The following is a 24,765-nucleotide window of genomic DNA, read 5'->3' on the forward strand; positions in this document are numbered from 1 at the left end:
TCGTCATGCCGGCGCACCCGCCTTGACCGGCAGCTCGATCCGGACCGGCGCCGCGTTGGAGACGCTCGCCTGTGCGGCGAGCGTGGCCAGCGTCGTCGCGGCCATCGAGGCGACCGAGATCGGCATCGGGCCGCCTGTCCGCACCGCCGACAGGAACGCGTCGACCTCCGCGGCCTGGCCCTTGTCGCGGCCCTTCGGGATCCGCGAGCTGGCCCACTTCTTGCGCGAGTACACCGACGCGCGCACGAAGTCGTCGAACTTCAGGACCTTGCCGTCCGCGGTGAGGTCGAGGGTCTCCTTCGGGAAGCCGGAGGAGCCGGTCTCGGCGTAGGTGATGACCGCGGTCGAGCCGTCCTCGTACCCGAGCGTCACCTGGAGGTCGCCGGTCGCGTACACCGACACGGGGTCGGCGTCGAGCAGCCAGCTCACGGTGTCGATGAAGTGCCCGCCTTCACCGGCGAAGCGCGAGCCCTCGGTGGCGGTCTGGTTGTACCAGCTGCCGTGGTCGAGGCGGCCGGCGTTGACCAGGTACCGGACCGTCGCCGGGCCGACGCGCGGGCCGAACTGGCCACGGGCCTCGTGCAGCAGTGGCGCGAACCGGCGGTTGAAGCCGACCTGGAGGCGGTCGTTGCCGGACTCCTCGATCGCGTCGAGGACCTTCTGCAGCTCCTCGGGGGACAGCGCCAGCGGCTTCTCGACGAACACCGACTTGCCCGCCAGCAGCGCCTGGCGCGTCAGCTCGGCGTGCGAGCTGTGCCGGGTCACGACGAACACCGCGTCGATCGACGAGTCGCCGAGGACGTTGTCGATGTCCGTGGACGCCGCGGCGAAGCCGAACTTGCGTTTCGCGTTGGCGCCGGACAGCGCCGACGTCGTCGCGACGTGCTCGAGCTGCACGTCCGAACGCTCGACCAGGTGCGGCAGCAGCATCGACGACGCGTAGTTGCCGGCGCCGATGAAGCCCAGGCGCACGGGCTGCCCGGCGGGCAGCCCGGTGGCCGGGGTCGAGACCAGGCCGACGCGGGCGGACGTGACCACGGGCTCCGTGCGAGCGACCGCGTCCGGGTAGCGGAACAGCACCGCGACGGCCTTGAGCTCACCCTCGTTCAAGGACTTGTACGTCTCGACCGCGGAGGAGAAGTCCGCGACGTGCGTGATCAGCGGCTCGACGTCGAGGCGGTCGCGCGCGATCAGGTCGATGACGCACTCGAGGTTGCGGCGCTCGGTCCAGCGGACCTGGCCGATCGGGTAGTCGCGGCCTTCGAGCTCGTACGACGGGTCGTAGCGGCCCGGGCCGTACGAGCGGGAGAACCGGACGTCCAGTTCCTTCTCGTAGTAGGCGTTCCACGGCAGGTCGAGCTTGCACTTGCCGATGTCGATCACGCGGCCGCGGTCGCGCGAGAGCTTCGCGGCCAGCTCCACCGGGTCGTTCGTGTTGCCGCCGGCGGCGAGGTAGGTCTGGTCGACGCCCGCGCCGTGCGTCAGCTCGTCCACGGCGGTGTCGACGATGCCGGACGCCGGGTGCGCGCAGGTCAGCGCGCCGAGGCTCTCGGCGAGTTTGCAGCGCTCGGGGTCGGGGTCGACGCCGACGACGCGCACGCCGGACGACGTCAGCAGCTGCACCACGAGCTGGCCGATCAGGCCGAGCCCGATGACCAGGGCGACGTCGCCGATCTGCGGCTCACCACGGCGCACGCCCTGCATGGCGATCGACCCGACGGTGCCGAACGCCGCGTGCCGCGGGTCGACGCCGGCCGGGACGCGCGAGTAGAGGTTCTTGGGCACCCAGTTGAGCTCGGAGTGCAGCGCGTGCTCGTTGCCCGCGCAGGCCACGAGGTCGCCGACCGCGACGTCGGTGATGCCGTCGCCGACCTGCTCGACGATGCCGCACAGCGAGTAGCCCAGCGGGGTGTAGGAGTCCAGTTTGGACGTCACCTTGCGGTAGGTCGCGGAGAGGCCGTTGGTCGCGACGCTCTGCATGACCTTCGCGACCTGGTCCGGGCGGGCCTTCGCCTTGCCCACCAGGGACATGCTGGCCTCGGACACCTTCATCATCTCGGTGCCGGTCGAGATCAGCGAGTACACCGTCCGCACCAGCACGCCACCCGGCTTGCAGGCGGGTTCGGGGACCTCGAGGAGCGCCAGTTCCCCGCTCTTGTAGTTCTGGACTACCTGCTTCACTTCGCTCCCGCTCCAGACATCGCGTTCCGGTACCAATACTCAAGAGTCAAGACGTGCCAGAGGTGCTTGCCGCGGTCCTCCTGGCCGGCGGCGTCCTCGGCGACCATCCGCTGCAGCGCCTCCCGCTGCAGGAATCCCGAGGAAACGAGCACGCCTTCGTTGACGACTTCGCGCACCAGCGGCGCCAGGTCGCGGCTCATCCACGCCCGCAGCGGCGCGCTGAACAGGCCCTTCGGCCGGTGCACGATCTCGCTGGGCAGGATGTTCAGCGCCGCGTTCTTCAGCGCCACCTTGCCCGCGCGGCCGACGATCTTCTTGTCACCCGGGATCTTGAACGCCGCGCGCACGACCTCGACGTCGACGAACGGGGTCCGCACCTCGGTGGACGCCGCCATCGTCGAACGGTCGGTGTAGGTCAGGTTCAGCCCGGGCAGGAACATCCGCGAGTCGGCCAGGCACATGCGGTTGACGAAGTCGTCGAGCGCCTGGTCGTTGTAGGTGTCCGCGTGCTCGGTCAAAACCGAGTCGACGTCGGCCGCGAAGTCCGGGTTCACCAGCGAGAGCAGCTCGGCCTGGTCGTACATCGTGTAGCTGCGCCGGAACGCCGTCTCCTCGGGCAGGCCCGCGAAGGACAGGAACCGCTTGGCGAACCGCACCGACCGGTACCCGCGCTTGGCCGAGGCCACCGGCAGCCGGTCCACAATGGACTCGACCGGACGCCGGACCGCGCCCGGCACCTTGTGGTAGCGCAGCGCGATCAGGTTCGCGAGGTGCTTGCGATAGCCCGCGAACAGCTCGTCGGCGCCCATCCCGGACAGCATCACCTTGACGCCGGCCTCGCGCGCGGCCGAGCAGATGAGGAACGAGTTGATCGCCGCCGGGTCGCCGATCGGCTCGTCGAGGTGGTAGGTCATCTTCGGCAGCAGGTCGAGCACCTGCGGCGCGATCTCGATCTCGTGCAGGTCGACGCCGAACTGCTGCGCCACGATCCGGGCGTACTTCAGGTCGTCCGGCATGGCCTCGAACTTCGCGTCCTCGGCGCGGAACCCGATGGTGTAGGCGGAGATCCCCGGCTGCGACCGCGCGGCCAGCGCCGTCAGGTAGCTGGAATCCAGGCCGCCCGAAAGGAACGTCGCGACCGGGACGTCGGAGAGCAGGTGCTTGGCGGTCGACTCGGAGATCACCTCGTGCAGGTCGACCTCGCCGTCGAAGGCCGCACCTTCCTCGGCGACCTCGCGCAGTGACCAGAACCGGCCGCGGTCGATCCGGCCGTCCGGGCGGCAGCGCAGCCACGTGCCCGGCTGCAGCTTCTCCGCGCCCTGGTAGGCGCAGCGGCTGTCCGGCACCCAGTAGTAGAGCAGGGACGCGATCAGCGCGGCGTTGTCGACCTGCAGCGACCCGCCCAGCTCACCGGCCAGCGCCTTCAGCTCGGAGGCGAAGGCGACGCCGCCGCCCCGCGGCACGAAGAACAACGGCTTGATGCCCAGCTGGTCGCGGACCAGGAACAGCTCGCCGGTGCCTTCCTCGAACATCGCGAAGGCGAACATCCCGCGCAGCTTCGGCAGGCAGTCCGTGCCCCAGCGCCGCCACGCCTGCAGCAGCACCTCGGTGTCGGACGTCCCCCGGAACCGGACGCCGGCCGCGGAAAGCTCGGCCCGCAGTTCGGGTGCGTTGTACAGCTCGCCGTTGTAGCTCAGCGCGAGCCCGTCGAGGACCATCGGCTGGGCGCCGGTCTCGGACAGGTCGATGATCGAGAGCCGCCGGTGTCCCAAGTGGACGGAGCCGCCGCCGACGGCGTGGTCGTAGCGGCCGGAGCCGTCCGGCCCGCGGTGGGCCAGCGTCTTGGTCAGCCGGTCGGTGAGCGGCCCGCCGTCCGGCCAGAGGTAGGTGCCTGCGATGCCGCACATCTCGAGTGGGTCCCCTTCGTCGCGGCGCGGTGGTCAGGAGACCTCCGCGCTCTTTTCTGACTCGAGCTCGGCGTTCAGTTCGCCTTTGTGCGCCGGTTCGCCGTGGTCGCGCTTGAACGGCGTCGGCCGCTTCGGCGGCTTGACCGGGGCGAACTTCTTCGTCGGTGCGTCCAGGTGGTCCGGCACGCTGACCTTGCCGGGCTCCGGCAGCGGTGCCGCGGGCGGCTTGGCCAGCGACGGCGGCGGGCCGACCGGCCGGACCGGCGCGATCCGCCGCGTCGGCGGTTCCGCGACCGCGACGCGCTCGGCGATGCGGGCGGCCAGTTCGTCGATGCGGTCTTCGTGCTCGACGACCGAGACGCGGTGGACGGACGGCGCCGACTTCGCGCGGCCGCGCAGCGCTGTGTGCAGGCCGTCCCACAGCGTGCCGTCGGACTTGTCGCGCGGGTCCGGGTCGACCAGCACCACGCCGACGATCGGGATCTGCTGGTCGGCGAGCTGCCGGGCCACGGTGTGCAGCCACAGCGTGTTCGCGTGCCCGGCCTTGACGACCAGCACGGTCTCCCGGCCGAGGTGCTCCAGGTCCGTCCACGCCGTGCCCGGCGAGACCGTGCCGACGCCGATCCGCCGCTCGGCCGGCTCGGCGGCCGGATCACCGGCGCCGACGACGGTGATCTCGCTCGACGTCTCACCGGCGAGCCGTCGGACGTCTTCGCCCGGCAGGTCGTCGAGGACGCTCGCCTTGCCGTCGGCGGCGAGCTCGGTGGCGATGTCGAGGGCGAGCGCGGCGGCGACCTTCGGTGCGCCGAGCTCCAGCAGCGACACCCGGGGCTCGTCCTTCTTGATCGCGCGCACCAGCGTGGTCGCGACGCGCTGGCGTTCGGACACCGCGCGCGAGCGCTGCCACAGCCGCGCCGGGCCACGGCGCTTCGACGGCAGCTGCGCTATCACGGACGCGCCGAGGTGCGTGGAGATCTCGCGGCGCAGCACCGGCCGGTCGCGCGACACCGCGCCGATGGCGGCGATCGCGATCCCCAGGACCAGGCCGAGCGCGAAGCCGATGCCGGAGTTCGTCGCGGTGGTCTTGAGGAACGCCTTGGGCAGCGCCCGCGGCGCGTCGACGATCTGGGTGCCCGCGGCGACCTGCGGGCTGCCGATGCCGGCCTGCTGGGCGCGGGAGTCGAAGTCCGACACCTGCGACGCGAGGGCGGCGCGGCGGCCGTACATGCCTTCGAGGGTGCTGGCGTTGGCGTTGCGGCCCTTGCCGGTCTCGTCGGCGATCTGCGAGTCGACCTTCGCCAGCTCGTCCTGGGCGTTCTTCCGCTGGTCGAGGATGGCCTTCGACTCCGCGGCCGCGGCGGCCTGGCTGCGCTGGACGTGGTCGGCGATGAACGCGTCGGCCAGCGCCTGTGCCTGCGCCACGGCCTCTTCGTTGCTCTTCGCCTTGACGGTGATCTGCATGACGTTGTTCGTCACGGGCAGGCCGGCGTAGTTCTTCATGAACTCTTCGGCCGACTCGGTGCTGCCCAGCTTCTTCAGCGCGCCTTCGGCAATCTGCGTCGTGGACAGCACGGCGACGTCGGTGCGCATCAGCGTGCCGCTGTCGGTCGGCGAGTCGTCCTGGTGGACCACGATCACCTTGGTGACCGCGGTCGGCGGCGCGGGCAGCAGGATCGCCACCAGTGCCCCGGCGATCAACCCGAGCAGCGCCGTGGCCAGCCACAACCGCTTGCGACGGCGGATCGCGACGAACAGGCGCTGGAGGTCGACCAGCGGTGCGGCCTGAGTTTCGGAGGTAGTCGTCACGCCGAACCTGCCAGGGCTTTCTCGGGGGCGTCTTCCGCCACGGGTTCGGCTTCCGGCCCGGACGACCGGACGGGATGGGAAAGGACCGCGCCGACGATCTCCTGGCCCGCGTCGGAGCAGGCCTCGGCGAGCCGGACGAGTTCCCACGCGGTGCGGGAGCCGGCGCTGAGCACGACCAGGACACCGGCGTCGGGGCCGGCGTCCGGCACCGTCGGCCGGCCGGCCGCGAACTCGAAGATCCGCAGCGGCACGGACAGCCGGTCGGCCAGCTCGGCGAGCTGCCCGGCGGCCAGCTTGCCGGTTTCGTCGTCCTCGGCGACGAGCGCCAGGACGTCGGCGGGGCCGGTGGCCAGCCGGGCCAGCACCCGGCGGTAGCGGATGTCGCGGTTGACGGCGTCGGCCGACGTCGCGATGGGCGGCAGCACCCACGGCCGGTCGCCGCCGAGCAGCCGCCGCAGCTTGCCGTAGAGGCCGGTCGCCGGGAGGCGGTCGCCCTGCGGCGTCGTGACGTCGACGCCGGCCAGGATCGGCGAGCCGAGCGCCGAGGCGATCTCCGGTTCGCCCCGCAGCCGCCGGTCGGCGCGCGCGGCGAAGAGGTGGCCGAAAACGCCGGCGAGGAAGAACAGGACCGCGCCCCCGGCGACGAGCTGCACCAGCGTCGGCGCGGCCGGCCCGGCCGGGCGCTCGGACGGACCGAGCACCACGGTGTTGCCGACGCCGGTCGCGAGGTCGGCCTGGTTGAGGTCGTTGATCGCCTGCTCCAGCGACGTCCGCAGGCCTTCGAGCTGCGTGCGGACCTGGACGCTCTCCACGGTCAGGTCGCCGCCGACGGTCTTGGCGAGGTCACTGATCTTCTGCGTGGTCAGCTGGACCTGCTGGCGCAGCGACTCGCGCTGTTCCTGGGCCAGCTGCACCGACGCGTCCGCGGAGTTGCTGGCCAGCTGGCCCGAGTACTTCACGAACTGCTGCGCGACCTGGTCGGCGAGCTGCTGGGCGTGCTCGGCGGTGTCGGCCGAGACGGTGATCGTCACGACGTTGCCGTTCGCGACCGACGCGGTGACCTGCTTCTTCAGGTCGGCGCCGCTCGGGTGCCACGGCAGCACGGCCGCGGCGCGGTCGAAGACGACCGAGCTGGTCGCGACCTCGGCCTGGGTGAGCAGCTCGTCCGCCTGCCGCGGTCCTTGGAGCAGGACGCTCGAGGACGTCTGGTAGCCGGGCGAGAAGAGCACCGACGCGCCGGCGCCGACGGCCGCGCCCAGGACGGCGAGGGCGACGAGCAGCCGCCAGCGTCTGCGGAGGACCTGCCCGATCAGGGCCAGGCGCACCGTGTCGTCAGTCAACGGCGGTATCTCCATTCCTGAGACGGGTACGCCGAACGGATCCACATGATCGGCCGGTTACCCGATCCGTCGTCGAGCCGAGTGCTTTGGTTACACGTCCGGTGACTTCTTGACCTAACGGCGATCAGGACTTCACGGCGTGCTCATACGCGGCGAGCAAGTTCTTCGCCGAGTTCTCCCACGAGAGCGTGCCGGCGACCCTGGCCTGCCCGAGCTTGCCCATCCGGACCCGCTCCTCCGGGTCGTCGAGCAGCTGCGAGACGAGCTTCGCGAACGCCGCCTCGTCGTTCGCCGGGGCGTAGACCGCCGCGTCGCCCGCCGAAACGCGCGCCTCGCGCAGCTCGAACGAGACGATCGGCTTGCTCATCGCCATGTACTCCATGACCTTGTTCATCGTGGAGACGTCGTTCAGCGGGTTGAGCGGGTCCGGCGACAGGCAGACGTCGGCGGTGGACAGGTAGCGGACCAGGTCCTCGTCGGGGATCCGGCCGGTGAACTCGACCTGGTTGGCCAGCCCGAGCTTGGCCGAGAGCGCGACCATGTCGTCGAAGGCGTCACCGGAGCCGACGAACACCGCGTGCCAGTCGGTCCGCCCGATCTCGTCCCGCAGCTTCGCGAGCGCGCGCAGGGCGTAGTCGACGCCGTCCTGGGGGCCCATCACGCCGAGGTAGGCGAGCATGAAGGGCTTGCCCTTCTTCAGCTCGGGCTCGACGGGGACCTCGTGGAACCGCTCGACGACCGGGGCGCTGCGCACCACGAAGACATCTTCGGGCTTCTTGCCGCCGCGGATCCGGGCGACCTGCTTGTAGCTCTCGTTCGTCGAGATGACGACGTCGGCGGCGCGGTAGGTGGCGCGTTCGAGGGCGCAGACCCCCCGGTAGAGCAGGTCCTGCCCGCGGTCGAACCGCGAGAGGTACAGCTCCGGGCAGAGGTCGTGCTGGTCGAAGATGAACCGCGCGCCCTGGCGCTTCAGCCCCTTCGCGACCAGGTACAGCAGGTCCGGCGGGTTGCAGGCGTGCACGACGTCGACCGGCCCGACCTTCCGCGCCAGCCGCAGCGTGTGCCACAGCGCGCTGCCGTACTCCTGCAGGTAGCCGGCGGGGCCGCCGGTCGCCGCCTTGAGCGGGTACCGGTGGATGTGGACGCCGTCGACGACGGCCTCGGCCTCGGTGTCGCGCTTGGTGCCCTGCGGGCAGATCACGTGGACTTCCCACCCGGCGTCGCGCAGGGTCGTGGACTCCTGCCAGACCCGCCGGTCGAAGGGGACGGACAGGTTTTCGACGAGGATGAGCGCTTTACCAGGCAAGGCCGGCATATCCCTCTTCAAGGCGACGCGTCTCGGCGTCGGGCAGGCGGACGAGGTCGACGATCTCCCGGTCGCCGCCGTGCGGCAGGGCCGCCAGGACGTCGGGGTCCTTGGTGCCGACGAGCAGGACGTCGGCGTGGTCCATCACTTCTTCGACGGACCCGGCGAGCAGCTGGCCGAGGTGCGGCAGGCGCCCCTCGATGTACTCGCGGTTGGCGCCCATCAGCCGCGAGAGGCTGACGTTGGCGTCGTAGATCTTGAGGTCGAAGCCCTTGCCGAGCAGCTTCTCGGCCAGCTCGACCAGCGGCGACTCGCGCAGGTCGTCGGTGCCCGGCTTGAACGAGAGCCCGAACAGCCCGACCTTGCGCTTGCCGGTGCGCGCGACCAGGTCGAACGCGCGCTGCAGGTGGTCGGCGTTGGACGCGAGCACGTGCGACAGGATCGGCACGCTGACGTCGGCGCGGTGCGCGGCGTAGACCAGCCCGCGCAGGTCCTTCGGCAGGCAGGAGCCGCCGAAGGCGAAGCCGGGCTTGAGGTAGGCCGGGCTGATGTTGAGCTTGGTGTCGGCGAGGAAGACGTCGATCACCTGGTGCGAGTCGAGGCCGAGGGCCCGGCAGACCGCGCCGAGCTCGTTCGCGAACCCGATCTTCAGTCCGTGGAAGGAGTTGTCGGCGTACTTCGTCATCTCCGCCACCGGGATCGGCACGCGGAAGACCGGGCCGGGCAGCCCCTCGTACAGCCCGGCGACGGCGTCCCCGCTGGCCGCGTCGATCTCGCCGATCACGGTCTTCGGCGGGTCGAAGAAGTCGCGGACGCTGGTGCCCTCGCGCAGGAACTCGGGGTTCACCGCGACGCCGAAGTCGACGCCGGCCGTGCGGCCCGAGGACTTCTCCAGGATCGGGATCAGCAGGTCCAGGCAGGTGCCCGGCAGCATCGTGCTGCGGAAGACGACGGTGTGCCGCTCGCTCTTCTTCGCGATCGCCTCGCCGATCTCCTCGGCGACGCGCTCGAGGTAGACGGTCGAGAGGCTGCCGTTCGGCGCCGACGGCGTGCCGACGCAGATCAGCGAGATCTCGCTGTCGGCGACGGCTTCCGCGACGTCGGTCGTGGCTCTCAGCGCGCCACTCGCGACGACCTCGGCGGTCAGCTCGCCGATCCGCTCCTCGACCACCGGGGCCTTGCCCTGGGTGATGAGGTCGATCTTGACCGGGTTGACGTCCACGCCGACCACCCGGTGCCCCTGCCCCGCCAGGCACGCGGCGGAGACACAACCGACATAACCGAGCCCGAAGACACTGATCCTCACGCCAAAACCTCCGCTATTCCGCGCGACCCTCAAGTTGGTCGGCCGGGCCCCCTGGATCGTTACCGGGAGGGCGGCGAACGGGGTAAAGCGTGAGGAGGCCGTTAGGCGTAACGGTTTTCCCGTAAGAATCGGATGTCGAATTGCATCTTGCAGTGGGTGGGCAACGCGGTCGACGCGGTTGTCGTCAGGCGGTGCCGAGAAGGGGCCGATCCGCCGGACGCGGATCGGCCCCCCGGGAAAGCTCGCGTCAGTTGTTGTTCACGAAGGTGGTCGCGAGACTCTGCCCCTTGCTCGTCGCGGCCGAGTGGTTCTCGATCGGCGACACCGTCGAGTTCTTGAAGCAGATGTACGTCACACCGGAGTCGGTGCCGCCGTTGGACGGGTCGGGGTTGATGCCGAGGTCCTTCGCCGTCGCGTAGGAGGCTTCGCCGATGATCTGCGTCGGCCCGGTGTCGCCGATGACCGCGTACTCGACCTTGCCGTTGTAGATCACGGCGCAGGAGCCGCCGCCCTTCAGCTGCGACGACGAGTACTTCCAGATGCTGCTCGAGCTGGGCACCACGATGTAGGGCAGCTTCGCGGCGTTGAGCGGCTTGCCGTCGGACTGGTGGAACGCCGTGTCGTCCTGGTAGCAGCAGTCGGTGTTCTCGTTGCACTGCGAGGAGCGCTGGCCGTCGCAGTCGATGTCCATGTCGGCTTTCCAGAACACGGCGCCGTTGGCGTCGCAGACGGCGACGGTCTTGGCCGAGACGTCTTCGTCGGTCTTGTACTTGCCGTTGGAGATCTGCTTGCAGCTGTTCGTCTTGGCGAGCAGCTGGGCCGCGGTCGGGGCGGCCGCGGTGGTCGCGGGTGCCGCGGCCGGGGCGGGGGCTGGCGCCGCCGACGCGAGGGCCGAGGGCATCACGGCCGCGGCGAGCGCCATGGTCGCGAGCAGGATCAGTTTCCGCATTCCTGGTGCTCCCTTTAGTTAGGAAACTTTCCTTACGGCGGCGAGGCGACCAGGATGCACCCGCGCGAGAGCGCGTACAAGACCCCGCGGTGCGGGAATTTCCCATCAGGTGAGCGAAGTTGACGAAAAGGCTGCTCACCGGAGTCCGGGGCGCGGGACGGGGCCCGGGCGGTGTGCCGATGGCCGGGACCGGCCGACTCAGCGGAATCCGGCTTAACGGACACCGCGCCGGAACACGCGGCTCACCCAGTTCCCGGCCCGCCGCTGCCCGGCGACGAGCACGTCGTCCAGCCAGTCGCCGTCGAGGTCGTGCCGGAGCTCGGTCCGCGCCTGCAGCCACTCGTCGTGGCTCGCCGCGCCGCCATCGCTCGTATACACCCGTGTCGCGCCCGCCTGCCGCAGCCGGCTCAGCACCCGGCGGTCGTACGCACCGAACGGCAGCGAGAACCGGCGCACCTGACGTCCGCACAGGTCGCCGAGCAGATTCGGCGCGTCGGTCAGCTCGCGACGGGCGTGACGCTCGTCGAGGTGGCGCCAGTCGCGTGGCTCCCAGCCGTGCGAGCCGATCTCCATCCCCGCGCGCACGAGTTCGCGCAGGCCGCCGCGCTCGAGGTAGCCGCGCTGGCCGAGGCGGCCGGCGAGCGGGAAGAACTCCGCCGTCAGCCCGCGGTCGACCAGCCTCGGCAGGGCGATCTCGACGTCGGACTCGTTGCCGTCGTCGAACGTGAGGTGGACGTCTTCGCGCTCGGCGACGGCCTCGAGCAGCTGCTCGAACTGCTCGACCGTCACCCAGCGCTCGTTCTCGCCCGGGTCGAGCTGACGCGCCGGCCGCCCGATCCCGTGCAGGGCGAGGTTCACCGTCACCACTCCCACCGCCTGCCACCGCGAGTAGTCGATTTGTTACCTCGATTAATCGCCATGGCAAACGGGTGAGTTACAGGATTCGGCGAAAATCAGCCCTTCCGGATTTCCAGGGTGCAGCACTTGGGTCCGCCGCCGGCTTTCCGCAGCTCGGAGATGTCGACGTAGACCGGCTCGTACCCCCGATCGGCGAGGAGTTCACCCAACCGGGTGGCCTCGACAGGCAGGACGACATTGCGGCCGTCGGAGACGCCGTTGAGGCCGAAACACTCCGCGTCTTCTTTCGTCGCTCGCACGGCGTCGGGGAACAGCCGCTCCAGCACGCGGCGCGAGCCGGCCGAGAACGCCTCCGGGTAGTAGACGATCTGCGCGCGCATCGTGTCCGTCGCTTCGGCGAGCACGAACAACGCCGTGTCGAGGTGGTAGTACAGCGGGTCGACCAGGTGCAGCGAGACGACCGGGACGCCGAGGACCTCCTGGGCTTCGGCGTGCGCGGCCGGGTCGGTGCGGAAGCCGGTGCCGGCCAGCAGCAGGGTGCCGGTCCAGGCGAAGTCGCCCTCGGCCTCGTTGATCTTCTCCGGCATGGTGATGTCGCGGTAGCCGTGCTCGACGAACCAGCGGCGGAAGTGCTCGGCCTCGGCGGCGCGCTGCGGCGCGCGGAACCGCGAGCCGAGCACGCGGCCGTCGACGACCGTGCCGGAGTTCGCGGCGAAGACCATGTCGGGCAGGCCGGGCTGGGCGTCGATCTCCTCGACGGTGTGGCCGAGGCGGCGGTAGGTGTCGCGCAGCTCGGTCCACTGCGCCATCGCGACGTCGGCGCTGACCGGCTGGGTCGGGTCCATCCAGGGGTTGATCACGTAGTCCACCGCGAAGTGGCGCGGGGGGCACATCAGGTATCGACGGGTGGTCGGTACGCGCATCGCCTGCATGATTGCAGGGTAAGGGGCACCTAATATCGCAATCAATCGCTGTTCGCTGCGTGTATCTGTGCTAAGTGTTGCGTGTGAACACCATCGACCAGCGAATCGTTTCGTGCCTCGTGGCGAACGCGCGCTCCAGCTACGCGGAGATCGGCAAAGTGGTCGGCCTGTCCGCCCCGGCGGTGAAGCGGCGGGTCGACCGGCTCCTCGAAACGGGCATCCTGCGGGGCTTCACGGCGGTGGTCGACCCGGAGGCGCTGGGGTGGGGAACGGAGGCGTTCGTCGAGGTCACGTGCCAGGGCAACATCACGCCGGCCCGCATCCGCGCCCGGCTGGAGCCGCTGCCGGAGGTGGTGGCGGCGTACACGGTATCGGGAGCGGCGGACGCGATCGTCCACCTGCGAGCGGCGGACATCCACCACCTGGAGACGGCGCTGGAGCGGCTGCGCGGGCTCGAGATCGTGGACCGGACGGTATCGACGGTGGTGCTTTCCCGGCTACTGGAGCGGCCCCCGACCCCGGAGAGCTGAGCGGGCGCGCGCCTCCGGCCCCCGTCTTCCAGCCTAGCGGCGGGGACCGACAGTTCCGGGCGGATGCGCGCGGGGTGCGCGGGGTCGGTCCCCAGGTCGCGGCACTTGTGGATAGGTCCGCGCGCTTTCACACCGCCCCGCGGCACCTGAGGACAGCCGCCGCTTCTTCCACAGGTCGCGGCACTTGTGGACAGGTCCGCGCCCCGGGTCATCGGGGCCGCCGAACTGTCGGCCGTCGCCGATACGCTGGACACCGGGGGCCGGAGGCCTGCTCAGCTCGCGAGGGCCCGCAGGACCAGGGGTGCCTCGTCCGGGTGCAGGCGCAGCTCGGTGCGGCCGCCCGCCGCGTGGAACGTCACCGCCTGCCGGTCTACCGCCTGCATCGTCAGCTCGCCCGGGTCGAACTCCGCCGCTTCTCCCCCCACCGGGAGCCACCGCACCGGGCCGTCGCCCACCGCCAGCCTGCCTCGGCGTTCGCGACCGGCCGTCAGCTCCTCGGAGCGCAGTACGCACGGGATCTCGACTCGCGCGCCGCGCGCGAAGGCCGCGGCCCGGGAACGGCGACGGCGGCCGCCGAACAGCTCCGTCATGTCGATCATCGTCAGCAGGTTGCCCACCAGCACCACCAGCAATTCCCCCATGCACCACTAATACCCTGACGCGATGACCGACAGCATCGTCAGCGAGCACACCGGAGGCGTCGCGCTGCTGACCGTCGACGCGCCCGGCAGCCGCAACGCGCTCACCCTCGACCTCTCCGCCCAGCTCGCGGCCGCCGTCGAAGCCGCGGAACAGGACGAGTCGATCCACGCCGTCGTCGTCACCGGCACGCCGCCCGCCTTCTGCGCCGGCGCCGACCTCTCCGCGCTCGGCCGCGCCGACGAAGCCGGCCTGCGCGCCATCTACGAGGGCTTCCTCGCCGTCGCGCGGTGCACGCTGCCGACCATCGCCGCGGTCGGGGGCGCCGCCGTCGGGGCCGGGCTGAACCTGGCGCTCGCCGCGGACGTCCGGCTCGCCGGGCCGCGCGCCAAGTTCGTCGCCCGGTTCCTCGAGCTCGGGCTGCACCCCGGCGGCGGGATGACGTGGATGACGCAACGCCTGGCCGGCCCCCAGCAGGCCGCGGCGATGACGTTGTTCGGGCAGCCGCTCGACGCCGAGGCCGCCGTGCGGGCCGGGCTGGCCCTCGAGGTCGTCGAAGGCGACCTCATCGCCGCCGCGATGGAGCTCGCCGCCCCGGCGGTCGCCGCGCCGCGGGAGGCGCTGTTGGCCACCAAGCGCAGCCTCCGGACGACCGCCTCGCTGGCCGCGCACGCCGACGCCGTCGACGTCGAGATCGAGCCGCAGCTCGCGTCGCTGGCTTCGCCGGAGTTCGCCGAACGGCTCGAGGCCATGCGGGCGCGGATCCGTTCCCACTCCTGATCCCAGCAGGTGGACACCCCTACGCGAGACACGAGTCACAGCGAGGACAGGGGTTTACCCGTTACCATCGGTTACACGTATTTGTCGGACCAGCGCAGGAGAACCGGTAGCGCAGCAATGAGGTCGCTCCGGACGCCGGGAGTCTAGGAACATCGTGGTCGGGCGCGAGCTAACCTCGTGGTAGGGCCTGGTGATCCGCGTGTCACTGCACCGGGCAGGCGACCGATGGCCGCAACGTCGGGAGAGAGGGAATCCCTGACCCATGAGCACGAGTGCGAACGGCAACGGCGCTGGTCACGGCTCGCTCGCCGCGACCAGGCCGACCGAGATCAGCAAGCTGGACCGGGTTGTCATCCGGTTCGCCGGCGACTCGGGTGACGGCATGCAGCTGACCGGCGACCGCTTCACGTCCGAGGCCGCCGCGTTCGGCAACGACCTGTCGACGATGCCGAACTTCCCCGCCGAGATCCGCGCGCCGCAGGGCACGATCCCCGGCGTCTCGAGCTTCCAGGTGCACTTCGCCGACTACGACATCCTCACGCCCGGCGACCGCCCGGACGTGCTGGTGGCGATGAACCCGGCCGCGCTCAAGGCGAACCTCGGCGATGTCCCGCGCGGTGGGACGATCATCCTCAACACCGACGACTTCATCAAGCGCAACCTGACCAAGGTCGGCTACGCCACCGACCCGCTCGACGACGACACGCTCGCGCCCTACCAGGTGCACCGGGTCGCCATGTCGACGCTGACCCAGGGCGCGCTCGCCGACACCGGCCTCGGCAAGAAGGACGCCGAGCGCTGCAAGAACATGTTCGCCCTCGGCCTGCTGTCGTGGATGTACCACCGGCCCACCGAGGGCACCGAGCGGTTCCTGCGCGAGAAGTTCGCCAAGAAGCCGGAGATCGCCGAGGCCAACATCCTGGCCTTCCGGGCCGGCTGGAACTACGGCGAGACCACCGAGTCGTTCGCGACGACGTTCCAGGTCGCGCCGGCGAAGCTGGCCCAGGGCACCTACCGGCAAATCACCGGCAACACCGCGCTCGCCTACGGGATCGTGGCCGCCGGGCAGCGCTCCGGCCTGCAGATCCTGCTCGGGACCTACCCGATCACGCCGGCGTCGGACATCCTCCACGAGCTGTCCAAGCACAAGAACTTCGGCATCATCACCTTCCAGGCCGAGGACGAGATCGCCGGCATCGGCGCCGCCCTCGGCGCGTCGTACGGCGGCGCGCTCGGCGTCACCTCGACGTCCGGCCCGGGTGTCGCGCTGAAGTCCGAAGCCGTCGGCCTCGGCGTGATGGTGGAGCTGCCCCTGGTCGTCATCGACGTCCAGCGCGGTGGCCCGTCGACCGGCCTGCCGACCAAGACCGAGCAGGCCGACCTGCTGCAGGCGATGTTCGGCCGCAACGGCGAGTCGCCGGTCCCGATCGTCGCGCCGCTGTCCCCCGCGGACTGCTTCGACGCGGCCGTCGAGGCCACCCGGATCGCGCTCAAGTACCGCACGCCGGTGCTGCTGCTCTCGGACGGCGCGATCGCCAACGGCTCCGAGCCGTGGCTGATCCCGGACGTCGAGACGCTGCCCGACCTGCGCGTCGAGTTCGCGTCCGAGCCGAACGCCGACAACGACTCCGGCGAGTTCTGGCCGTACGTGCGCGACCCCGAGACGCTCGCCCGCGCCTGGGCCATCCCGGGCACCCCCGGGCTGCAGCACCGCATCGGCGGGCTGGAGAAGGCCGACAAGACCGGCCACATCTCCTACGACCCGGACAACCACGACAAGATGGTCCGGCTGCGGCAGGCGAAGATCGACGGCATCGACGTCCCCGACCTGGTCGTCGACGACCCGAGCGGCGGCAAGGCCCGCGTGCTCGCGCTGGGCTGGGGCAGCTCGTTCGGCCCGATCGGCGCGGCGTGCCGGCGGGTGCGCAAGCTCGGGATGCCGATCGCGCAGGCCCACCTGCGCCACCTCAACCCGCTGCCCGCCAACCTCGGCGACGTCCTGCGCAGCTACGACAAGGTCGTGGTGCCGGAGATGAACCTCGGCCAGCTGTCCCTGCTGCTGCGCGCGAAGTACCTGGTGGACGTCCACTCGCACACCAAGGTCGCCGGGATGGCGTTCAAGGCCGAAGAGCTGCAGAACCTGTTCTCGGAGATCATCACGAGCATCACTACGGAGGCGGCGAAGTGACCGCGATCGACATCGGGCTTCCGGCCATCGGTGGCCTCGACCTCGTGCCCACCACCGAAGAGCCCCAGAAGGCCAAGGACTACAAGTCCGACCAGGAAGTCCGCTGGTGCCCGGGCTGCGGCGACTACGTCGTGCTCAACGCGGTGCAGTCCTTCTTGCCCACGCTGGGCCTCAAGCGCGAGAACATCGTGTTCATCTCGGGCATCGGCTGCTCGTCGCGCTTCCCGTACTACCTCAACACCTACGGCATGCACTCGATCCACGGCCGCGCGCCGTCGATCGCGACCGGGCTCGCGACCACGCGCCCGGACCTGTCGGTGTGGGTCGTCACCGGTGACGGCGATGCGTTGTCCATCGGCGGCAACCACCTGATCCACGCGCTGCGCCGCAACGTGAACATCAAGATCCTGCTGTTCAACAACCGGATCTACGGCCTGACCAAGGGTCAGTACTCCCCGACTTCGGGCCAGGGCATGGTCACCAAGTCGACGCCGATGGGGTCGGTGGACACGCCGTTCAACCCGCTCTCGCTGGCGATCGGCGCGGAGGCGTCGTTCGTGGGGCGGGCGATGGACTCCGACCGCAAGGGCCTGACCGAGGTTCTGCAGGCGGCGGCCGAGCACCGCGGGTCGGCGCTGGTGGAGATCTACCAGAACTGCCCGATCTTCAACGACGGCGCGTTCGACGTCCTCAAGGACGCCGACGAGGCCGCCACCCGGCTGATCCCGCTGCGCGCGGGCGAGCCGATCCGCTTCGGCCCCAACCAGGAGTTCGGCGTCAAGCGCGGCGAGTGGGGCGGCCTGGACGTCGCGAAGGTCGCCGACATCGGCGAAGACAACGTCGTGGTGCACGACCCGTCGATCCAGGACACGTCGTACGCGTTCGCGTTGTCGCGCCTCGGCGACCAGAGCCTCAACCACGTCCCGACGGGCATCCTCCGCCAGGTCGAGCGCCCGACGTACGACGACGGCGCCCGCGCCCAGGTCGAGCAGGCCCGCGCGGCCCGCAAGCCCGACCTGCAGGGCCTTCTGCGCGGCAAGGACACCTGGACGGTCGCGTAGCTTTTCGCTTCTCCGAAGGCCGCCACGCCTCGCGCGTGGCGGCCTTCGCCGTTTCGGGGGTTGCCAGACTTAGGACACGTGTCCTAAGTTTTGGGTCATGCGACCTTTCGTATTCTTCGACGTCCGGACGTCCGATGTGGACGGCACCAAGCGGTTCTTCGGCGAGTTGCTCGGCTGGCAGACGTCCGGTGCCCTGCTGACCGACGGCGGTGCGCCGTGGGGCGGCCTGACCGAGCTGGCTGCCGGCGACGACCGCGCGCCGCAGTGGCTGCCCTACGCGCCGGTGTCCGATGTGGACTCCGCGGCGGCGAAAGCCGTGGCACTGGGCGGAAAGGTCGTGCGCGAGCGCACCGACCTCCCGGTCGGCTCCCTGGTCGTCGTCACCGATCCCGGCGGCGCGGCCCTGGTCCTGTTCCAGGCGGCCTGAAACGACGAAGGGCCGCCCGGAGGCGGCCCTTCGTCACGGAAAACTCAGCTGAGCGGCCGGAACCCGACCCGCTCGGCGTCCTCGGCGGTCCGGAACCACACCTCGGCCACCATCTTCGGGAACTGCGCCGATTCGTCGGTGCAGTACCGCAACGCCGTCACGCTCGCCTTCACCTCGAACCCGTCACCCGGCCGGCCGCCACCGGGCCGCGGCATCGCCGAACCAGGGCCGAACGGGCCGGGCGGGACCGCGTCGGCGGGCTGCTGCCGCGCGGGCGGGGGCTCCGGTGCCGCGAGGGCGGCCTGGTTGGGCTGCACCGACGGCTCGAACAGCGAACCGCTGTGCCCGCCGGAGTGGTCGGTCTCGCGCCGCTCGACGGTGCGCATCGACGGCTGGATCGGTTGCGGCGTCTCGAATCCGCCGCGCAGCGCCTCCCGGGGCTGCCGCTTCGGCAGCACCTGCGTCGCCTCGGCCGGGGTCTCCGGCGGCACGTCCGGGTCGCCGTCGTCGCCGGCGAACGCGTACTGCGGCGCCTCCTCCGGCTCGTCCTCGTCGACCTGGTCGCCGCCGACCGACAGGTAGCGCGTGCGCTCCATCGGCTCCTCGAACGCCGAGCGCTCCGACGGCGGCTCGTGGTCGAACCAGTCCGGCGCCGGCGCGTCCTCGCCCGGGGGCTGGAACAGCGATCCGGCGGCGGGCTCCGGGTCGAGCGGCTGCTCCAGCCGGGAGAGCGCCGGCGTCACGGGCTCGAGTTCGTCTTCGGGCGCCAGGTACTCGGTGGCGGCGGCGCGGTACGGGTCCTCGGCCTCCGGGTCGGCGACCGGGGCCATGACCTGGGTCTCCGAGGCCCGGTACGCGGCGTCGTCCTCGCGCTCGAGGTCCGGCTCCGGCCGGAAGGCGTCGTCCGGGTCCGGGTGGCTGCCCGGCGGGACCTGCGAGTCCAGCTCGGCGAAGTCCGCGTCGATGTCGTCGTGGACGTCGTCACGGTTGTACGGCGCCGGGGCGACGAGCGTCCCCGGGTAGGAGGTCTCCTGCCGCACGGGCTCCGGCTCCGGGCGCGGCTCGGGCCGCGGCTCCGGCCGGAAGACCTCGGTGCCCGGCGCGGCCAGCCCGGCGGCGTTCGCGGGCGTGCGCGCGGCGTCGGCGTGGGCCTGCGCCAGCGAACTCTCCAGCTTGCGAACGCTCCTGCGGAGCGGCAGCACCAGCACCAGCCAGGTGAGCAGCACCCCGACGAAGAACGCCGCGAGACTCCACAGCCAAACCTGTCCGAAAATGGACATCTCTTTCCTGCCCCTGTTTAGTGCGTGCGCGCGACCAGGTAGTCGGCGACCGACTCGCACGCGTCCCGGGCGGGTGACGCGGGCAACGCGGCAAGCTCGGCTCGCGCGCGCTGAGCGTAGTCGGAAAGGGTGACACGTGCTCGATCGAGTCCGCTACTCGCCCGGAGCAGCTCCAGGGCTTCCTGGACGACGGCGTCGTCGGCGATCGGGCCCGACAGCAGCTCGATGAGCCGCGGGTCCGTGCCCGGGTCGGCCAGCGCGTACAGCATGGGCAGCGTCCGGACGCCTTCGCGCAGGTCGGTGCCCTGCGCCTTGCCGAGCTCGTCGGACGGCGACGCGATGTCGATGATGTCGTCGGAGATCTGGAACGCGGCGCCGATGATGTCGCCGAAGCGCCGGAGCGCGCCGATGTGCTCGTCGGCGGCGCCGGACATCATCCCGCCGAACCGGCCGGAAGTGGCGATCAGCGAGCCGGTCTTCTGCCCGATCACGGTGAGGTAGTGCGCGACGGCGTCGTCACCCGGTCCGGGGCCGACGGTCTCGCGCATCTGGCCGGTGACCAGCTCGCCGAAGGTCTCCGCGATGATCCGCGCCGCGTCCGTGCCCAGGTCGGCGACCAGGCGGGAGGCGTGGGCGAAGAGGAAGTCGCCGGTGAGGATGGCGATGGTGTTGTCCCAGCGCGAGTTGACGCTCTCGGCGCCGCGGCGCATGTCCGCCTCGTCCATGACGTCGTCGTGGTAGAGCGTGGCGAGGTGCACCAGCTCGACCGCGGCGGCGGCGATCACGACGTGGTCGTCCTGCTTCGGACCGAACTGCGCGGACAGCAGGGTGAACAGCGGACGGAAGCGTTTGCCCCCCGCCTCGACCAGGTGCAACGCGGCGTCGTTGACGGCCTGGACGTCACTGCGGACGACCTCGCGCAACAGCTTCTCGACGTCGGCCAGCCCGGTGGCGATCGTGCGCAGCAGGGTCTCGTCGGCGATCTGCAGGCCGACCGACGCGCGCAGGTCCTCGAGGGCGCCACCCGGCGCAGCGGGGAGGGATCCCGCCCCGGGGGCTGGGGAAGGCACAGACACGTCGGCTCCGCTCTACTCGTGCACCGGTCGGGTTATCGCCTTGAGCGTAGTGGCTACCCCGCGCCGCCGTTTACCCGCTGTCCTGCGGAAACGGTGACGAACATGACACCTCGGCGCCGAGTGCCGTCGTCACCCGGAGCGACGGCGACACGGAAGCTGAAGCCGCCGAGGTGGTGACGGTAGGTGAGTGTGCCTTCCGGGTTGAAGGACTGTCCGTCGAGGTCGTCGGCCTGCGCATCGAGATACAAGGGTGTATCCGGATACCGACGGGATTATCCGAAGGGTGGTTCATGATCCACGAAGGGGTGATCAGCGGTTTCAGGCGCAACGGACGTCTCCGGCGGGCGGATATTCAGCTTCGAGGAAGAGCGTCGCTCTCCCCGATCGTCAAGGAGGACGCGACATGCGCAACACCATCGGCGCACTCACCGGCACAGTGATCTTGGCCGGGTTGGCCCTGGCCGCACCCGCCCAGGCCGCGCCCCAACCGGGCGTCGCCCAGATCGGCTCGGCCGACTTCACCAAGGGCGACACGGCGATCAAGGTGCCGGTCCAGGGCAAGTGCTCGATCGACGGCCCGACGAGCGCAACGGCCCAGAAGGTGACGAAGACGGGCATCGTCTTCGGCGGCGGCACCTCGTCCTGCACGACAACGGTGACGGACCCGGAAACGGACGCGACCTCGACCAAGTCCACGGCGACGGGCAAGGCGTTCGAGCTGTCGGCCCTGGTGAGCGCGGGCGGGCCGCGGATCAAGCTGGCGACGTACACGGTGACGTGCACGGCAACCCAGACGCAGACGAACGCGAACTGGAGCTACGGCGGGATGTCGGGCATCACGAACCCGCCGAGCCCGGTCCCGGTGGGCTACACGACGCCGATCAAGAAGTCCAACGGAACGGTGCTGGCGAACGCGGTGTTCAACATCCAGAACCTCCCGGGCGACGGCAGCATCGGACTGACGATGCTGCGGATCGACTTCCTCCCGGCGTCGGGAATCAGCGGCCAGGTGGTGCTGGGCCACACATCCTGTTCACCGACGCCGTAACAGCGATTTCGGGGGCCGCAGCCGGTATGCGGCCCCCGTTTCTTTCCCGGCTTTCGGGGTGGGGGAACCCTGGTAGTCTGCTGGCCGTCGGATACGCAGGGTGCGCGGGGTGAAGCACACTGCAAGCTAGGGGAGAGCTGATGACGACGGGGTTGAGGGATGCCTGAGGGACCGATTTACGACCCGCGGGGTGGGCCGGGGGTACCGGTGGGTCCGGTGGTGCGTGAGGCTGGGTCTTATGGGGGCGGGGCCGGCGGTGCGGGGTTCAGCTACGACGAGGCGACACTTCGTGAGTTGATGCACGAGTGGAACGACTTGGCCAACGAGTTCAAGCTCGATCAGGAGCACGCGATCGTCCTCGCGCGTACCCAGGGTCCTGGTGCCGAGTACGCGAGCGGCGGTAATGCCGAAAGAATCCAGCTTTCGGGGAATGCGCTGATCCAGACACTCAGCCAGCGCGAAGACTACTGCCGGAGTATGGCTGCCAAGTTCAAGGCTGCTCTGGGAAAGTACGCACGTGCCGAGGACGACCAGGCCGCCGAAATCAAGCAGACCGGAGGCAGTCTCTGATGCGCGGCACCATCCTCGTACTCAGCGCATTGCTACTCGCCCTTGCGGCCTGCTCGACCACGAATCCGGGTACCCCGTCACCTGCAGGCGGTACAGCGAGCACGAACACCTCATCTGAGACTGGAAGCAACGTGCCCGGTCCGGGGGTCCCCAAGGTCCCAAGTCCGATCGATATCACAAGATTCAAGCAGAACCCGTGCAATGCGCTGAACGCCAACCAAGTCGCGGGCCTACTGGGATCCGGAGTATCCGGGAAATCCGACTTGCAAGCACCTGCCGGACCCAGTTGCGCTTGGGACTCACCTGACGTATCCCAGGCCGGCATAGCGGTCATCTTCACGGGAGCGGACCAACTTGGCCTGACCAGCGTCTATGCGGCACAGGGCAAGCAGTACCAGTTTTTCCAACCCCTGACAGCCATCGATGGTTTCCCGATTGTGGCGTACGGCGTGAACGACGAGCGAACGACCCGCGGCCGGTGCGCTGTTGCCCTGGGAGTGAGCGACACGCAGGTTGTGGACATCCATGTTTCACAATCTGAGGGCAATATCGGCAAGAAAGACCCCTGTGAGGCAGCTCATGACATCGCTTCACAGATGCTCGGCAACCTCCGTGGAGCGAACTGATGGCCACCGAAGGCCCACTGACGGCAGCCCAAATCTACGAGCAGATCACCGGCGGCGAAGGTATTCGCTCGCTGGGAGATGCTCATGACAGCGCCACCCACCTGACCAATCGGATGATCGAGCGGGCTCAGCGGATCAACTCTCTGCGCGCCAAGACCATGTCGGGGTGGCAGGGTGACGCGGGGCAATCTGCCGCTGATGCCACTCTTCCTCTCGTTCAAGCCGCCGCTGATGATGCTGTTCATCTTGAGACTGCTCGGACTGCCCTAGGTGCTCAGATGGATGCCTTCGGGACCGCCAAGAACTCCGTCAAGCCCGTTTCCGCTCAACCTCCCGAGATCACCGCGGTGGATGTCCTTCACGCCGTCAACGGAGACGGCATTGGCTCCTACAAAACCAAAGTCGCCGGCTGGCAAGCCGACAGCCAGGCCAACATCGATGCCTTCGGTGCCTATCACTCCGCCAGTGGCACCAATGGTGAGCAGATGCCCGCCCGGTACGCGCAGCTCTCGAACTCCGGTTCCCCCATCGGGATGACCGAGGACACCCAGCGCAAGGCCGGCCCCACCGATACCGGTGAGTGGGCTCGAAACCCGCGGCAGCCGCAAGTCCCCGCGCAGCAGAACCGGCAGACCGTCCAACCCGGACAGAACCAGGTTCGCAACCAGGTGCAAAACCAAGTCCAGAACCAGACGCAAAACCAGAACGTCCGGCTGCCCGGCAGCCACGACCCGGACGGCACCCACGCCGACAGCTACGTCCCCAAGCCCGTCGCCGCTCAGGGTGGGTATCAGTTCGGGCCCACCGGGCAGCCCGGGAGCAACGGCGGCAACCTCGGCGGGAACACCTTCGGACCTGGCACCGGTGGCTACACCGGCGGCGGATTCGGGCCCGGCACCGGCGGCTACGGAAGCGGCACGAGCACCGGCTACCGGCCAGGCGGAGGGTCAGGTACTGGGCCAGGCACCGGATCGGGCACAGGGACAAGCCCGGGCACAGGCATGCGTGGCCCCGGACCGAACACCGGTGCCCGGCTCCCGGAAGAACGCCTCCCCAACTCGGCGCCACCCCGCGGAGCCACCGGGCAACGAGGCGCCAACGGCATGCCCATGACCACCCCCGCCGGCGGGCGCAAAGACGAAGACAAAGAAAAGAAAACCGCCGCCTACCTCCGCAACGCCGACCCCGACGAAACCTTCGGCGGCTTCACCGAAAAGCCGATGCCTCCGGTAATCGGCGAGCACCGGCCCAAGAACTAGACACCATGCTCAAAGCCGAACTCACGCTGACCACCCTGCTCACCGCCCTGCGCAACGCCGGCGGCGGCGACCCGCACCCGGTCTTCGCCCAAGGACTCCGGTACGTCCCGCCCAGCGCCGAACGCGGGGTGAATCGCGAAGCCTTCGAAGAACTCAGCCACCACGGCTTCACCCAGGGCGACGGCTACACCCCTGAATTCGAAGACGTCCTCCGCATCATCGACGACCCGGCACGAGAGTTCTTCGCCTACGCCCGCGACACCGAAGGCCAGATCGGCATCCTCGTCGCCGCGCTGAACCGCTCCGCCGTCAGTGTTGTCTGCCGGGGCGAGATCGTCGAACTCAGCGAGGTCTCCCCCGATACCCACCCCGCCGACGCCCTCGTCGCACGACTGCCACCGTGCCGACCCGCGCCGATCAAGCCCTTCTCGCTTCCGCAAAAGGACTTTCAACCGCACGAAGAAAGCGACATCTTCGACGACGCCCCCGCCCGGAGCCGGGAGGCGCAGGAACTCGATGCCTTCTTCCAGCAGCCCCACTTCGGCCTCGGGCAGCTCTACGCCGGAACCACGACGGTCCACTACCTCGATCTCGACGCCGGGCGCGTCGGGATCTCCCTCGCCGACGGCTACATCAGCGTCCTGCCCGGCGAACCGAAGCAACTGAGCCACAAACTGAAGGCCGCCACTCCCGCGTAGCGAGAGT

At 69.9% G+C, this 24,765-nt stretch carries 23 protein-coding genes; 10 read left to right on the forward strand and 13 right to left on the reverse strand.

Annotated features, from left to right (window positions below):
- Positions 1 to 3 precede the first annotated feature (3 nt).
- The 9 genes from ABZ342_RS12885 to ddaH all read right to left on the reverse strand — a co-directional run bounded on the left by ABZ342_RS12885 (position 4) and on the right by ddaH (position 12,585).
- Complete coding sequence (locus tag ABZ342_RS12885; protein ID WP_360472094.1) at positions 4 to 2,181, reverse strand: bi-domain-containing oxidoreductase; 2,178 nt, start codon at positions 2,179 to 2,181, stop codon at positions 4 to 6.
- Positions 2,178 to 4,088, reverse strand: coding sequence for an asparagine synthase (glutamine-hydrolyzing) (gene asnB, locus ABZ342_RS12890; protein ID WP_360472097.1), 1,911 nt, complete (start codon positions 4,086 to 4,088; stop codon positions 2,178 to 2,180). The genes ABZ342_RS12885 and asnB overlap by 4 nt, the downstream gene beginning before the upstream one ends.
- A 33-nt stretch (positions 4,089 to 4,121) precedes the next feature.
- A complete protein-coding gene (locus tag ABZ342_RS12895; protein ID WP_360472099.1) occupies positions 4,122 to 5,894 on the reverse strand; it encodes a Wzz/FepE/Etk N-terminal domain-containing protein in 1,773 nt (590 codons plus the stop codon).
- The gene (locus tag ABZ342_RS12900; RefSeq protein WP_196425866.1) at positions 5,891 to 7,249 is read right to left on the reverse strand and encodes an exopolysaccharide biosynthesis protein; all 1,359 of its coding nucleotides are present in this window, start codon (positions 7,247 to 7,249) and stop codon (positions 5,891 to 5,893) included. Before ABZ342_RS12900 ends, ABZ342_RS12895 begins: the two co-directional genes overlap by 4 nt.
- 109 nt (positions 7,250 to 7,358) lie before the next feature.
- A complete protein-coding gene (locus tag ABZ342_RS12905) occupies positions 7,359 to 8,549 on the reverse strand; it encodes a glycosyltransferase family 4 protein (RefSeq protein WP_360472102.1) in 1,191 nt (396 codons plus the stop codon).
- The gene (locus ABZ342_RS12910; protein WP_155548796.1) at positions 8,530 to 9,846 is read right to left on the reverse strand and encodes a nucleotide sugar dehydrogenase; all 1,317 of its coding nucleotides are present in this window, start codon (positions 9,844 to 9,846) and stop codon (positions 8,530 to 8,532) included. Before ABZ342_RS12910 ends, ABZ342_RS12905 begins: the two co-directional genes overlap by 20 nt.
- Positions 9,847 to 10,093: 247 nt before the next feature.
- The gene (locus ABZ342_RS12915; protein ID WP_360472107.1) at positions 10,094 to 10,795 is read right to left on the reverse strand and encodes a glycoside hydrolase family 75 protein; all 702 of its coding nucleotides are present in this window, start codon (positions 10,793 to 10,795) and stop codon (positions 10,094 to 10,096) included.
- Positions 10,796 to 11,008: 213 nt separating this feature from the next.
- Complete coding sequence (locus ABZ342_RS12920; protein WP_155548794.1) at positions 11,009 to 11,668, reverse strand: polysaccharide deacetylase family protein; 660 nt, start codon at positions 11,666 to 11,668, stop codon at positions 11,009 to 11,011.
- Between the two features lie 80 nt (positions 11,669 to 11,748).
- Positions 11,749 to 12,585 carry a dimethylargininase gene (ddaH, locus tag ABZ342_RS12925; RefSeq protein ID WP_360472111.1) on the reverse strand — a complete coding sequence of 279 codons (837 nt, stop codon included), beginning with the start codon at positions 12,583 to 12,585 and terminating at the stop codon, positions 11,749 to 11,751.
- 74 nt (positions 12,586 to 12,659) lie between these two features.
- Between ddaH and ABZ342_RS12930 the strand changes: the two genes are divergently transcribed.
- Positions 12,660 to 13,106, forward strand: a complete 447-nt coding sequence (locus tag ABZ342_RS12930; RefSeq protein ID WP_155548792.1) for an Lrp/AsnC family transcriptional regulator — start codon at positions 12,660 to 12,662, stop codon at positions 13,104 to 13,106.
- 272 nt (positions 13,107 to 13,378) lie between these two features.
- Here ABZ342_RS12930 and ABZ342_RS12935 read toward each other — a convergent pair whose 3' ends face one another.
- Positions 13,379 to 13,747 carry a hypothetical protein gene (locus ABZ342_RS12935; RefSeq protein WP_360472113.1) on the reverse strand — a complete coding sequence of 123 codons (369 nt, stop codon included), beginning with the start codon at positions 13,745 to 13,747 and terminating at the stop codon, positions 13,379 to 13,381.
- Between the two features lie 22 nt (positions 13,748 to 13,769).
- Between ABZ342_RS12935 and ABZ342_RS12940 the strand changes: the two genes are divergently transcribed.
- The 4 genes from ABZ342_RS12940 (at position 13,770) to ABZ342_RS12955 (ending at position 18,201) form a co-directional block, all read left to right on the forward strand.
- The gene (locus tag ABZ342_RS12940) at positions 13,770 to 14,525 is read left to right on the forward strand and encodes an enoyl-CoA hydratase (protein WP_360472116.1); all 756 of its coding nucleotides are present in this window, start codon (positions 13,770 to 13,772) and stop codon (positions 14,523 to 14,525) included.
- Positions 14,526 to 14,787: 262 nt separating this feature from the next.
- The gene (locus tag ABZ342_RS12945; RefSeq protein WP_360472118.1) at positions 14,788 to 16,713 is read left to right on the forward strand and encodes a 2-oxoacid:acceptor oxidoreductase subunit alpha; all 1,926 of its coding nucleotides are present in this window, start codon (positions 14,788 to 14,790) and stop codon (positions 16,711 to 16,713) included.
- Positions 16,710 to 17,774, forward strand: a complete 1,065-nt coding sequence (locus ABZ342_RS12950) for a 2-oxoacid:ferredoxin oxidoreductase subunit beta (protein WP_155548788.1) — start codon at positions 16,710 to 16,712, stop codon at positions 17,772 to 17,774. The genes ABZ342_RS12945 and ABZ342_RS12950 overlap by 4 nt, the downstream gene beginning before the upstream one ends.
- Before the next feature lie 97 nt (positions 17,775 to 17,871).
- Positions 17,872 to 18,201 (forward strand): VOC family protein, encoded by a 330-nt coding sequence (locus ABZ342_RS12955; protein WP_360472121.1) that lies wholly within the window; start codon positions 17,872 to 17,874, stop codon positions 18,199 to 18,201.
- Positions 18,202 to 18,245: 44 nt separating this feature from the next.
- On the opposite strand, the gene ABZ342_RS12960 is transcribed toward ABZ342_RS12955, so the two are convergent.
- The 3 genes from ABZ342_RS12960 to ABZ342_RS12970 are packed head-to-tail and all read right to left on the reverse strand — an operon-like array spanning position 18,246 to position 20,805.
- Positions 18,246 to 19,481 (reverse strand): hypothetical protein, encoded by a 1,236-nt coding sequence (locus ABZ342_RS12960; RefSeq protein WP_360472124.1) that lies wholly within the window; start codon positions 19,479 to 19,481, stop codon positions 18,246 to 18,248.
- Positions 19,482 to 19,498: 17 nt separating this feature from the next.
- A complete protein-coding gene (locus tag ABZ342_RS12965) occupies positions 19,499 to 20,551 on the reverse strand; it encodes a polyprenyl synthetase family protein (protein WP_155549456.1) in 1,053 nt (350 codons plus the stop codon).
- 59 nt (positions 20,552 to 20,610) lie between these two features.
- Positions 20,611 to 20,805, reverse strand: coding sequence for a hypothetical protein (locus ABZ342_RS12970; RefSeq protein ID WP_360472126.1), 195 nt, complete (start codon positions 20,803 to 20,805; stop codon positions 20,611 to 20,613).
- A 155-nt stretch (positions 20,806 to 20,960) separates the two neighbouring features.
- On the opposite strand from ABZ342_RS12970, the gene ABZ342_RS12975 reads away from it, so the two are divergent.
- The 5 genes from ABZ342_RS12975 to ABZ342_RS12995 all read left to right on the forward strand — a co-directional run bounded on the left by ABZ342_RS12975 (position 20,961) and on the right by ABZ342_RS12995 (position 24,758).
- Positions 20,961 to 21,605, forward strand: a complete 645-nt coding sequence (locus ABZ342_RS12975) for a hypothetical protein (RefSeq protein WP_360472129.1) — start codon at positions 20,961 to 20,963, stop codon at positions 21,603 to 21,605.
- A gap of 207 nt (positions 21,606 to 21,812) precedes the next feature.
- Positions 21,813 to 22,175, forward strand: coding sequence for a hypothetical protein (locus ABZ342_RS12980; protein WP_360472132.1), 363 nt, complete (start codon positions 21,813 to 21,815; stop codon positions 22,173 to 22,175).
- Complete coding sequence (locus tag ABZ342_RS12985) at positions 22,175 to 22,801, forward strand: DUF3558 domain-containing protein (RefSeq protein ID WP_360472135.1); 627 nt, start codon at positions 22,175 to 22,177, stop codon at positions 22,799 to 22,801. Before ABZ342_RS12980 ends, ABZ342_RS12985 begins: the two co-directional genes overlap by 1 nt.
- Positions 22,801 to 24,060, forward strand: coding sequence for a hypothetical protein (locus ABZ342_RS12990; RefSeq protein WP_360472138.1), 1,260 nt, complete (start codon positions 22,801 to 22,803; stop codon positions 24,058 to 24,060). Before ABZ342_RS12985 ends, ABZ342_RS12990 begins: the two co-directional genes overlap by 1 nt.
- Before the next feature lie 5 nt (positions 24,061 to 24,065).
- Positions 24,066 to 24,758: an ESX secretion-associated protein EspG gene (locus ABZ342_RS12995; RefSeq protein ID WP_360472140.1), complete on the forward strand. Its 693-nt coding sequence runs from the start codon at positions 24,066 to 24,068 to the stop codon at positions 24,756 to 24,758.
- The last annotated feature ends 7 nt before the right edge of the window (positions 24,759 to 24,765 follow it).

This window comes from Amycolatopsis sp. NPDC005961 (genome assembly GCF_040629235.1).
GTDB lineage: Bacteria > Actinomycetota > Actinomycetes > Mycobacteriales > Pseudonocardiaceae > Amycolatopsis > Amycolatopsis camponoti.

Excerpts from the sequence above, each read along its gene's own strand:
- asnB (WP_360472097.1), bottom strand. The coding sequence starts at position 4,088 with ATGTGCGGCATCGCAGGCACCTACCTCTGGCCGGACGGCGGGCCGCTC.
- ABZ342_RS12900 (WP_196425866.1), bottom strand. The coding sequence starts at position 7,249 with ATGGAGATACCGCCGTTGACTGACGACACGGTGCGCCTGGCCCTGATC.
- ABZ342_RS12905 (WP_360472102.1), bottom strand. The coding sequence starts at position 8,549 with ATGCCGGCCTTGCCTGGTAAAGCGCTCATCCTCGTCGAAAACCTGTCC.
- ABZ342_RS12915 (WP_360472107.1), bottom strand. The coding sequence starts at position 10,795 with ATGCGGAAACTGATCCTGCTCGCGACCATGGCGCTCGCCGCGGCCGTG.
- ddaH (WP_360472111.1), bottom strand. The coding sequence starts at position 12,585 with ATGCAGGCGATGCGCGTACCGACCACCCGTCGATACCTGATGTGCCCC.
- ABZ342_RS12935 (WP_360472113.1), bottom strand. The coding sequence starts at position 13,747 with ATGGGGGAATTGCTGGTGGTGCTGGTGGGCAACCTGCTGACGATGATC.
- ABZ342_RS12940 (WP_360472116.1), top strand. The coding sequence starts at position 13,770 with ATGACCGACAGCATCGTCAGCGAGCACACCGGAGGCGTCGCGCTGCTG.
- ABZ342_RS12945 (WP_360472118.1), top strand. The coding sequence starts at position 14,788 with ATGAGCACGAGTGCGAACGGCAACGGCGCTGGTCACGGCTCGCTCGCC.
- ABZ342_RS12955 (WP_360472121.1), top strand. The coding sequence starts at position 17,872 with ATGCGACCTTTCGTATTCTTCGACGTCCGGACGTCCGATGTGGACGGC.
- ABZ342_RS12960 (WP_360472124.1), bottom strand. The coding sequence starts at position 19,481 with ATGTCCATTTTCGGACAGGTTTGGCTGTGGAGTCTCGCGGCGTTCTTC.
- ABZ342_RS12975 (WP_360472129.1), top strand. The coding sequence starts at position 20,961 with ATGCGCAACACCATCGGCGCACTCACCGGCACAGTGATCTTGGCCGGG.
- ABZ342_RS12985 (WP_360472135.1), top strand. The coding sequence starts at position 22,175 with ATGCGCGGCACCATCCTCGTACTCAGCGCATTGCTACTCGCCCTTGCG.
- ABZ342_RS12990 (WP_360472138.1), top strand. The coding sequence starts at position 22,801 with ATGGCCACCGAAGGCCCACTGACGGCAGCCCAAATCTACGAGCAGATC.
- ABZ342_RS12995 (WP_360472140.1), top strand. The coding sequence starts at position 24,066 with ATGCTCAAAGCCGAACTCACGCTGACCACCCTGCTCACCGCCCTGCGC.